At 54.0% G+C, this 9,854-nt stretch carries 9 protein-coding genes; 7 read left to right on the top strand and 2 right to left on the bottom strand.

Features of this window, described 5'->3' with window-relative positions; translation table 11 throughout:
* Nucleotides 1-96: 96 nt before the first annotated feature.
* Nucleotides 97-558, top strand: coding sequence for a multidrug/biocide efflux PACE transporter (locus tag INF73_RS04025; RefSeq protein WP_150145010.1), 462 nt, complete (start codon nt 97-99; stop codon nt 556-558).
* Between the two features lie 119 nt (nt 559-677).
* A complete protein-coding gene (locus INF73_RS04030; protein ID WP_193541378.1) occupies nt 678-1,907 on the top strand; it encodes an amino acid permease in 1,230 nt (409 codons plus the stop codon).
* Between the two features lie 36 nt (nt 1,908-1,943).
* Here the strand turns inward: INF73_RS04030 and INF73_RS04035 are convergent, their stop codons facing one another.
* Together INF73_RS04035 and yjdI are read right to left on the bottom strand one after the other, a co-directional pair.
* Complete coding sequence (locus INF73_RS04035) at nt 1,944-2,216, bottom strand: GNAT family N-acetyltransferase (protein ID WP_028014304.1); 273 nt, start codon at nt 2,214-2,216, stop codon at nt 1,944-1,946.
* 10 nt (nt 2,217-2,226) lie between these two features.
* Nucleotides 2,227-2,457, bottom strand: coding sequence for a 4Fe-4S mono-cluster protein YjdI (gene yjdI, locus INF73_RS04040; RefSeq protein WP_041908367.1), 231 nt, complete (start codon nt 2,455-2,457; stop codon nt 2,227-2,229).
* Nucleotides 2,458-2,635: 178 nt separating this feature from the next.
* Here yjdI and INF73_RS04045 point away from each other — a divergent pair, with 178 nt between their 5' ends.
* From INF73_RS04045 to INF73_RS04065, 5 genes are all read left to right on the top strand, one after another.
* A complete protein-coding gene (locus INF73_RS04045) occupies nt 2,636-4,276 on the top strand; it encodes a sensor histidine kinase (RefSeq protein WP_193541375.1) in 1,641 nt (546 codons plus the stop codon).
* A complete protein-coding gene (locus INF73_RS04050; protein WP_120301907.1) occupies nt 4,260-4,955 on the top strand; it encodes a response regulator in 696 nt (231 codons plus the stop codon). Before INF73_RS04045 ends, INF73_RS04050 begins: the two co-directional genes overlap by 17 nt.
* Nucleotides 4,956-5,123: 168 nt before the next feature.
* On the top strand, nt 5,124-6,212 hold the full coding sequence (locus INF73_RS04055) for an ABC transporter substrate-binding protein (RefSeq protein ID WP_028014307.1): 1,089 nt from the start codon (nt 5,124-5,126) through the stop codon (nt 6,210-6,212).
* A gap of 79 nt (nt 6,213-6,291) precedes the next feature.
* The gene (locus INF73_RS04060) at nt 6,292-8,061 is read left to right on the top strand and encodes an iron ABC transporter permease (RefSeq protein ID WP_045260923.1); all 1,770 of its coding nucleotides are present in this window, start codon (nt 6,292-6,294) and stop codon (nt 8,059-8,061) included.
* A complete protein-coding gene (locus INF73_RS04065; RefSeq protein ID WP_193541373.1) occupies nt 8,054-9,124 on the top strand; it encodes an ABC transporter ATP-binding protein in 1,071 nt (356 codons plus the stop codon). The genes INF73_RS04060 and INF73_RS04065 overlap by 8 nt, the downstream gene beginning before the upstream one ends.
* Nucleotides 9,125-9,854: the final 730 nt, after the last annotated feature.

Here is a 9,854-nt window from a genome sequence, read left to right on the forward strand (position 1 = left end):
TACTTTATCGATGGATACTATCTTTAATATATCAGCTTTAGCGATAAAAATAGGCTGCATCAACGCCCATACCGGTGAATTAATGAGGTCTACACTATGCAACATCAGGATGCACTCCAACGTAAGCTGCCGGAGCGGATCTTTCATGCTGTCTGTTTCGAAGGGATTGCCACGGCAATTCTCGCCCCCACGGCGGCATGGCTGATGCAGCGCTCGGTGGTGGAGATGGGTGGGTTAACCATTATCCTGGCTACCACCGCCATGCTCTGGAACATTATCTATAACTTCGGCTTCGACCGTTTCTGGCCTGTCCAGCGCGTAAAACGTACGGCAAAAGTGCGCGCGCTGCACGCCCTGGGGTTCGAATGCGGGTTTATTGTAATCGGCGTGTCGATTGTCGCCGCCGTGCTGGGCGTGACCCTGCTTGAGGCATTCACGTTAGAAATTGGTTTCTTCCTGTTCTTCCTGCCATACACCATGCTCTATAACTGGGCATACGATAACCTGCGTGAGAAATTCCTTAAGCGTCGCCAGCAACGACGCGCTCTGGCAGGCTAAACCCTCGCTGGCCGGACGCCTGTTCCGGCCAAACTCCGTCGAAGCAACTGCGCTCTTCAGGCATAACTATGGTAAATTGCACGCCATTCTGATGGTTTGTTAGTTGAAACGTTGCTCTAATGTCGAAAATTTGGTCAAAAGATGAGACTCTCTGGAGTTTCGCTCTCTATGGCACGGCCGTGGGCGCAGGAACGCTGTTCTTGCCCATTCAGCTGGGCTCCGCAGGCGCTATTGTCCTGTTTATCACCGCCCTCGTGGCCTATCCATTAACCTACTGGCCGCACCGGGCGCTGGCGCAATTTATTCTCTCGTCAAACACAAAAGGTAATGAAGGGATCACCGGCGCCGTCTCCCACTACTATGGTAAGAAGATTGGCAATCTGATCACCACGCTCTATTTCATCGCCTTTTTTGTGGTGGTGCAGATTTATGCGGTGGCCATTACCAACTCGTTAACCGAGCAGCTGGCAAAACACCTGACGGTGGACACCACCGTTCGCGTGCTGGTCAGCCTGGGGGTGGTGCTGGTATTGAATCTGATTTTCCTGATGGGACGGCATATCACGATAAAAGTGATGGGCTTCCTGGTGTTTCCGCTGATTGCCTATTTCCTGTTTGTCTCGATCTATCTCACCGGAAGCTGGCAGCCCTCGTTGCTCACCAGCCAGATGGCTTTCGATCGCCAAACGCTGCATCAGGTATGGATTTCAATTCCGGTGATGGTGTTTGCCTTTAGCCATACCCCGATTATCTCAACGTTTGCCGTTGACCGTCGCGAGAAGTTTGCCGACGGTGCCATGGATAAATGCAAGAAGATCATGAAGGTGGCGTACCTGATTATCTGCCTGAGCGTGCTGTTCTTTGTCTTCAGCTGCCTGCTCTCTATCCCACCGTCCTATATTATGGTCGCCAAAGAGCAGGGGGTGACGATTCTGTCAGCGCTGTCGATGATGACGTCTTCCCCAGCCTGGCTCGGCATTTCCGGGATTATCGTGGCGATCGTAGCGATGTCGAAATCGTTCCTCGGCACCTATTTTGGGGTGATTGAAGGGGCGACGGAGATCGTGAAGTCGTCGCTTAATCAGGTGGGGATTAAAAAGAGCCGCGCCTTTAACCGCGCGATTTCCATTATGGGGGTGTCGTTAATCACCTTTGCGGTCTGCTGCATTAACCCGAACGCCATCTCGATGATTTACGCCATCAGCGGCCCGCTTATCGCCATGATCCTGTTTATCATGCCGACGCTGTCGACGTATCTGATCCCTTCCCTGAAACCGTACCGCTCCATTGGCAGCATGCTGACGCTGATCGTCGGCGTGCTGTGCGTGTCGGTGATGTTTGTTGGCTAGACGTACTCGTGCCCGGCGTGCTGCCGGGCGCGTTATTTACGCCCGAATATCGTCATATTCCCGCGTCTTATCAAACTCATGCTTCGCAAACGGGCACAGCGGAATAATTTTGCGGTTCTCACCACGCATCTTCTCCACCACTTTCGCCACCAGCTGTTTACCGACGCCCTGCCCTTTCAGGCTCTCATCCACATCAGTGTGCTCGATAATGCTCAGGTGCTCGCCGGTCGGCACGAAGACAATCTCTGCGACCTGGTTGCCGTTCTCATCATTCACGTAAAACTTGTTATGGCCTTCCAGAATATCCATGGTTCCTCGCTTATTTTTGGCGATACTTCAGCGCACCGCTCGGGCAGGTATCAATCACGCGTACAACCGTTTCAACGTCCACTTCATCGGGAATGATCCACGGCTTACGTTTCAGATTAAACAGCTTTGCGCTCCCACGCACGCAGTTACCTGAGTGTTTGCAGATCCCGGTATTAAAATAAACGTCAATTTTCTCGCCGGTATAGGCCCGGTACCCCTCATCCAGTAGTTCTTTATCCATGACATTGCCTCTGTAATTATTATCGTGCTGAATGAAGCATAGCCTTACGGGATCCTGATGGCTATAACGCCGAAAACGAAAAGCCAGGTCACAACTCTTTTCTCGCCAGATTGCGTCCGCTATTGGCACATGTCAGGCTCCGCAAATCTCTCACTTTCATAGGGCTAGCACAGGTTGAATGAAACGCAGACTCTCTTTTCAGGTAAAGCTGTTTTTAGCGCTGGTGTGCTTCTCCTGCCTGCTGTTAGTTCTGCTGGGAACGATCCTGTTTCATTTTATTGACCGACAGCTACACCACGATTTGGGCCAGCGCGCCCGGGTTCAGGCCAGTGAAATCGCCCTGATACCGGGTCTGCCGGAAATGGTGGCAGCCAGAGATATCCCCGGTATCGCCCGCTTAATACAGCCGCTGCGTGCCGAAAGCGATGCCAGCTATATTGTGATTGGCGATACCCGGGAACAGCACCTTTATCATTCGGAATCACCGGAGCGCATTAATTTACCGATGATTGGAGGGGATAATGCGGAGGTGTTAAAAGGCAAAACCATTATTTCCGTGCGTCAGGGCGGGATTGGGGTGTCGCTGCGCAGCAAAGCGCCAATCTTTAATGCGCAGCATCAGGTCATTGGCATCGTCTCGGTCGGCTATCTGACCTCGTATATCGCCAATATTAACGCCCGCATTCTCTGGCAGGCTGGACTGTACGGTATTGCCCTTCTGCTGTTGCTGTTTATTTTCTCCTGGCTGTTTACCCGCAATCTTAAAAAGCAGATGTTCCGCCTTGAGCCGAAAGATATCGCCCAGCTGGTTTTGCAGCAACGCGCGCTATTAGAAGCCATGTACGAGGGGGTATTTGCCATCAATGAAGAGAAGCGGCTGATTTTAATTAACCGGGCATCCAGGGAGATGCTCGATATTCATCAAAGTGAGAAAGAACTTATCGGCAAACCGCTGGAAGACGTTCTGCAGACGTCGCCGGGCTTTTTATCCCAGCGCTACGCCTCGGTAAGCGCTGGTCGCCACGACCAAATCGCAGTGCTTAACCAGCGAGAGGTGATCGTTAACCGCGTGGCGATTGAGGTCGAACCCGGCGTTGAAAGCGGCTGGGTGTACAGCTTTCGCGACAAAAACGACATTAACACCCTCAGCAGCCAACTGAGCCAGATCAAGCGCTATGCGGACAACCTGCGCATTATGCGCCACGAGCAGCTGAACTGGACCGCCACGCTGGTGGGGCTGCTGCAGATGAAACACTATGACGAGGCGATCCGTTACATCCAGGTGCAGTCAGAAGGCGCGCAGCGCGTGCTGGATTTTGTCTCCGCCCATTTTGTCTCTCCGGCCCTGTGCGGGCTGCTGTTAGGAAAATACGTCAGCGCGCGCGAAAAAGGCGTTGAACTGCAATTTGACCCGGCCTGCCAGCTCACCCGCATGCCCGGCACGCTCAACGAAACGGAGCTGATGTCCATTATTGGTAACCTGCTGGATAACGCGGTGGACGCGACCCTTAAGGCACCGGTCCCCGTGCCGGTGGAACTCTACATTTCTGACCGCAACCAGGAGTTGTTGATAGAGGTGGCAGACAAAGGCTGCGGTGTGGATGAGGCGGTGAAGCCACACATTTTCCGCCAGGGGTTCAGCAGCAAACCGGAAAGTGAAAACGACATTGTGGGTACCGAGCACGGTATTGGCCTGTTTCTGGTGGCAGGCTATATCAGGAAAGCGGGCGGCAGTATAGAGATCGCCGACAACACGCCGCAGGGCACCATTTTTTCTGTGTTTATTCCCAATGGACAACAGCATGACCCAACCACTTGACGTTGTGATCGTTGAAGATGAACCGCACCTGGCGGAACTGCATCGCGAGTATATCGAGCAGAATTTTCACTTGCGCGTGGTGGGCATCGCCGCGTCGATTGAGCAGGCATGCCGCCTGATTCGTCAGCATCAGCCGCGGCTTATCCTGCTGGACAACTATCTCCCGGACGGTAAAGGCGTGGAGCTCATCGATAACCCGCTGCTGAAAAGCTATGAATGCTCGGTGATCTTCATCACCGCCGCCAGCGATATGCAGACCTGCAGCCATGCCATGCGCAGCGGCGCGTTTGACTACCTGATCAAGCCCGTCTTTTTCCAGCGCCTGCACGCCTCGCTGGAGCGGTTTATGCGCTTCGTCCACACCGTGCAGCAGGTGAAGGTGGTCGACCAGCACGCGCTGGATCGTCTGTTTAATCTGCCTGCCGCGGAAGCCTCCATTACGCCGTCGACAAAGGGCATTGAACCCCAAACGCTGGAAAGGATTAAACGCCTGTTCGCCGAACATCCCGACAGCGCGATGTCGGTTGAAGAGGTGGTGGAAAACGTGGGGATCAGCAAAACCACGGGGCGTCGCTACCTGGAATACTGCGTGGAGAGCGGGTTAATCATCGTCGAAATGCTGTATGGCAATATTGGTCATCCACGGCGGCTATACCGCAAAGCCGACGATAAACCGTAATCCGAAACCGTTCGCAGGCAAACGTTCGCGGATTTTATGGTGTTAATTGCTGAAACGATGGTGACAGTCACACTTCGGAATCATTGCCCGCGCCTCCCTATTGTCGGAGGCGCGCTTTACGCTATGTTGACAATTAGTTCCTCAAATGTAACTAAAAGGTTAACTATAATGTCGAACACGTTCCGAATTTCTCTGCTTACCGCTACCGTCCTGTTCTCTGCTTCTGCACTCTCTGCCCTGCCGCAGGGCTATCCTGCTGAGTATCAAAAAGTTGTCGATGCCGCCACCAAAGAGGGCAAGGTGGTGATTTACTCCACCACCGACACCAAAGCCGCCGGGCCGCTGATTGCGGGTTTCGAAAAAACCTATCCGGGCATCAAAGTTGAATACAACGACATGAACAGCACCGAGCTGTACAACCGTTTTATCAGCGAACAGGCCTCCGGCGGCGGTAGCGGCGACGTGGTCTGGAGTTCCTCAATGGACACCGGGCTGAAACTCGCCACCGACTACGCCATGGAGTACAAATCGCCGGAGCAAAGTCAGCTACCGAAATGGGCAGTCTGGAAAGATAAGGCATACGGCACCACCTATGAACCAGTGGTCTTTATCTACAACAAGCGCCTGATCCCGGCTGGCGACGTGCCGGATTCTCACGCCGCGCTGGCGAAGCTGATTGCCAGCCAGACGGACAAATTCAAGAGCAAAGTCACCACCTACGACATCGAAAAATCGGGTCTTGGCTTTATGCTTTCCGTGCAGGATCATAAGGCCGATCCAAACTACTTTAAAACCCTGGCCGACGTCGCCAAAGGCGGCTTAGCGGTGCAGTCATCAACGGGCACCATGATGGAGAGGGTTTCCTCCGGTGAAAACCTGATCGGCTTTAACATCCTCGGATCCTATGCTGAAGCCCGTGCGAAGAACGATCCTTCTCTCGGCATTTCGTACCCGAAAGATTACACGCTGGTGCTCTCGCGCGTGTCGTTCATCAGCCAGCAGGCGCAAAACAGCAATGCGGCAAAACTGTGGCTGGACTATGTGCTGTCTGAAAAAGGGCAAAGCATTCTGGCCAGTCAGGCGGATATTCCCTCCATCCGTAACGATATCGAAGGCAAAAATGATATTGACGGCCTGACCAAAATCCTCGGTAACGCGCTGAAGCCGATCCCGGTTGATGAAACGCTGCTGGAGTACCTGCAGCCGAAAAAACGCCTGGAGTACATCAAAGAGTGGCGTGCAGCCGCCGCCAAATAAGCGTTCGGGCGCGGCGCACGCCGTCGCGCTCCCTGTCGACTGAGTTCGTTTTACTGGGCTGCAACACCAGGGATACCCCATGAATACATTACGCAGAAAGTGGCAAAGCCTGCCGCGCGGCATCGTCGTGCTGATAACCGCTCTGGTTATCTACACGCCGCTGTCGTTTATCGTGATACAGAGCTTCCTGTCCGCTCCGTTCTTTTCTCCGGCAAAAGAGTGGAGCCTTGAATCATTTGGCTTTATCTTCACCGACCCTGATTTCTATAAGGCCCTGAGAAGCGGCTTTATTCTCGCCTTCGGGCTGGTCATCATCGCCATTCCGCTGGGTGGCGTGCTGGCGTTTCTGATGGTTCGCACCGACCTGCCCGGCCGCCGCCTGATTGAACCGCTGATCCTGGTCCCCATTTTCGTATCGCCGATGGTGCTCGGCTTTGGCTATGTGGTGGCTGCCGGTCCCGTGGGCTTTCTGTCCCTGTGGGCGCAGGCGCTGATCGGCTTTGTGCCGTGGAACATCTACGATATGTCGAGCATCGTGGTCATTGCTGGACTGACGCACGTGCCGCATGCCTATCTCTATATTTCATCCGCGCTGCGCAGCGTCGGCTCTGATGTGGAAGAAGCCGCGCGCATTGCGGGTGCCTCTCCGCTACAGGTGATGACCTCCGTCAGCCTGCCGATGGTGCGGCCGTCGATCCTGTACGCCATCGTGCTGCTGTTCTTCCTCGGGCTGGAAGTGTTTGGCCTGATGCTGGTGCTCGGCGATCCGGAAGGCAATATGGTGCTGGCAACCTACCTGTACCAGCTGACGAACAAGCTCGGCACGCCTTCCTATCACCTGATGGCGGCGGTTGCCGTGGTGCTGATCTGCATCACCATCCCGCTGGTGATGCTCCAGCGTCGTCTGATGCGCACCGCCAACCGCTTCGTCACTATGAAAGGGAAAGCCTCGCAGGCTCGCGCGTTACCGCTGGGCAAATGGCGCTGGGTTGCCGGAGCGGTGGTTGCCTTCTGGCTCACCGTCACCATCGGCGTGCCGCTGCTCGGCGTGGTGCTGCGCGCGTTTATCTCCAACTGGGGTGTGGGCGTTTCGCTGTGGGATGAGCTTTCGCTGAGCACTTTCCGCACCATCTGGGCACAGCCCAACCTGCTGCGTGCCATCGTCAACTCCATGGCAATTGGGGTGATTGGCGGCGCGCTGGCCGTGGCGTGCTACCTGTTTGTCGGGATTGCGATGCACCGTAAACCGGACAACACCACGCGCTTCCTGGACTACAGCGTGCTGGTGCCGCGCGCCGTGCCGGGGCTGCTTGCCGGTCTGGCGTTCCTGTGGGTGTTCCTGTTCCTGCCGATGTGGCTGGACAACTCGCTGAAATCCGGCTGGCTTTCCGGGTTCGCCTGGACCGACTGGATGCGCGAGAACGTCATCGTCTGGCTGCGTTCGCTGCGCAGCACCATCTTTAGCGTCTGGCTGGCCTATACCGTTGTGTGGATGGCTTACGGGCTGAGGCTTATCTCTTCCACGCTGCTGCAGGTGGGGCCAGAGCTTGAAGAAGCCGCGCGCAGCACCGGGGCGACGCGCGGGCAGATCACCCGCCATGTGACCATTCCCCTCTCCCGCTACGGTCTGATCGGTTCGTGGCTGCTGATGTTTCTGATCTTTGAACGCGAATATTCAACGGGTGTGTACCTGCTTTCACCCGGCACGGAGACCATCGGCTCGATGCTGGTTTCCCTCTGGGCCGCGGGTGCCATTGATATCGTGGCGGCGCTCTCTTTCATTAATATCCTGCTGGTCGTGGTAGGTCTGGGCATTGCCCTTCGTTTCGGAGTGAAAATACATGATTGAATTAGCGGTTGACGATCTGCACTTAACCTACGGCGACAATCCTGTTTTAAAAGGTGTCTCCATGAACCTGAAGCGCGGCGAAGTGGTCTCCCTGTTAGGCCCCTCCGGCAGCGGCAAAACCACCCTGCTGCGTGCCGTCGCGGGTCTGGAAAAACCGACGCAGGGGTCGATTGTCATTGGCAACAATAAAGTTTACGACGGCACGCCGCGCAGTGAGATCCCGGCGGAAGAGCGTAACCTGGGGCTGGTGTTCCAGTCCTATGCCCTGTGGCCGCACAAAACCGTATTTGAGAACGTGGCCTATCCGCTCAAGCTGCGCAAAGTTTCGGCCAAAGAGATCCAGCAGCGCGTGCAGGACGTGCTGGACCAGCTGGGTCTGGGCCATCTTGGCAAACGTCACCCGCACCAGCTCTCCGGCGGGCAACAGCAGCGCGTGGCGATTGGCCGCGCGCTGGTGTACAACCCACCGGTGATTTTGCTGGACGAGCCGCTTTCCAACCTCGACGCCAAGCTGCGCGAAGAGGCACGCGTGTTCCTGCGCGAGCTGATTATCAAGCTCGGGTTATCCGCGCTGATGGTGACGCACGACCAGAACGAAGCGATGTCCATATCCGACCGCATCCTGCTGCTGAACAACGGCAAAATTGAGCAGCAGGGCACGCCGCAGGAGATGTACGGCTCGCCGAAAACGCTGTTTACCGCCGAGTTCATGGGCAGCAACAACCGCCTGCACGGCAAGGTCACCGACGTGCGCGACGGCAGAGCGCGTATCGAGGGGAAAGGATGGGTGCTGTGGGGGCAGGCCGGTGAAGGGGTGCAGAGCGGTGCTGACGCTACGGCGGTGATCCGCGTCGAGCGCGTGGCGGTGGTTGAGGGGCCGGGGGAAAATCAGCTTGAGCTGCCGCTGCTTACCAGCATGTATCTTGGCGACCGCTGGGAGTATCTGTTCCGCACGCCGGGAGATGATTTTGTCATTCGCGCATATGGGCATGAGGTTCGGGATCCGCAGCACTGCCATCTTTCGCTGCCGGAGAAGCATGTTTGGGTGTTCCCGAAAGGGTGATCTGAATCACCACAGAGTTAACGTACACCTTGAAGTCATATCTGATAACTCAAAGAGAGGGAGTCATGAGTAGTAAACTCAATCCATAAAAAACAAAAATAAAACATTCTTATAAGCTGTTATTTCTGACACTTCGATTTTTGGAGGAAATTGATAGCTAAGCGATACCAATCTTCATATACAGTAACGAGCATATGAATGAGACTGCTTTCTGAAAAACAGCCCCCGGCCTTGTGGCCGGGATCTGTTATAAACAAATTTAGTAACTATCCGTGACTTGAATTTTGGAGAGCGAATTGAGCGAAAAAACATGACTGAAGGGAAAAGTGTAACGCTCACAATTGCCGCATGACGTATCTTTCACCACATCACAATTAACAACTATATCACAATTCACTCAGAATTGTTAAATACCCATATAAAAAAACCAACAATCGCAACATTAAATGGCCACAAGTCTCTCAACGTTAAAAAGTAATAATACGAAAGAAATATTTTTTGAAAAAAATCAGAAACAATAAAAACCCAATTGTAAGAATAAGTTATTGAAAATAAAATCTTGATCTTAACTCACTCCCTCAACTATATAAAAAGATAGAAAAAGAGTTAAAAGCCATATCCTGCACAGTTTGATTTACACCACACATAAAATATACTAAGCTTAATAGAAAAGTCATGATGAGAAAAAAATGAAAGTCAATGAATCTATATATGATGAAAAAAACGCGCG

It is taken from the genome of Enterobacter cloacae complex sp. P6RS, assembly GCF_014982245.1.
GTDB classification, from domain to species: Bacteria; Pseudomonadota; Gammaproteobacteria; order Enterobacterales; family Enterobacteriaceae; genus Enterobacter; species Enterobacter bugandensis.